Source organism: Rhodocytophaga aerolata, from assembly GCF_030503435.1.
GTDB classification, from domain to species: Bacteria; Bacteroidota; Bacteroidia; order Cytophagales; family 172606-1; genus Rhodocytophaga; species Rhodocytophaga aerolata.
Window position 1 is genome coordinate 1 of record NZ_JAUKPO010000174.1, and the last position, 905, is coordinate 905.

Annotated in this window: 1 protein-coding gene; it reads left to right on the plus strand. The window is 38.5% G+C overall.

The features are described from left to right. The first annotated feature begins 320 nt into the window (after positions 1-320). Positions 321-782 (plus strand): PRC-barrel domain-containing protein, encoded by a 462-nt coding sequence (locus Q0590_RS37400; RefSeq protein WP_302042797.1) that lies wholly within the window; start codon positions 321-323, stop codon positions 780-782. Positions 783-905 lie beyond the last annotated feature (123 nt).

Sequence of the window (905 nt, forward strand, 5' to 3'; positions counted from 1 at the left end):
CTTTTCATTCTCATCGTTCTCTCTGTTCTATATTGTCTCCCTTTCCTGAAACTGTATATATGGGTAAGAAGGGAAAGTACTGGAAACTATTATCTTCCCCTCTTGCCCAATTTTACTTATGATGGGAATAAATAAGGGGCATAATTTATTACTATCTTTCTCTTAGTTGTCGGCCCACTTTCATTTGACTACATACACATCTCAATCTAATTTTTTAATAACAATAGTGATAGCAGGAGAGTTTAACAGCATGAAGTCAGGAGAACTTATCAACTGACAAGACAATATTTTCATATTATTCATTAAAAAATTAACTATATATGAATACTCCCATATTAGCCCAAGGTGCAAGATTAACCGCTGTTACCTTAAAAAATCAAGCAGGAGAAGAAGTTGGGAAAGTAATTGAATGGCTCATGGATGTGCAAGAAGGAAGGGTAGTTTACGTAGTTGCCAAGTTCAACGAAGCCAATGCCTATTTTGCTATACCCTGGGCTTTGATGAAAGCTGACCTAGAGGCAGGAGGTTATCTTGTAGACCAGGACAAAGTCAAAGAGCACAACCTACAAATTGACCACAATTCATTAAGTGAAATCGTGCTGGATAAAGAGTTTCTTGACCGGATCTTTGATACCTATCAACTTCCCAAGTATTGGGAGGAAAATCAACTACCCACCGGCAATCATTCTTCCAGCACTACTATTGGTTCTGGACCTTCAGGACAAGAAGATTCTGCTACATCGAACGCTGATGAGAGTGAAGGAAAAGGCTATGGCGGCTGATCAACCAGAGTTTAAAAATATAAGTAGTAGCATGGACTTGCCTCAAAAAGGGGTAGTTAAGATAACTTCCCCTTTGAATTAACACATCTAATAGACCGTAAGGGCAGTAGGGAAGATATCATT

Bases quoted from the DNA above. Each gene is read 5' to 3' on its own strand.
- Q0590_RS37400 (WP_302042797.1), top strand. From the start codon at position 321: ATGAATACTCCCATATTAGCCCAAGGTGCAAGATTAACCGCTGTTACC.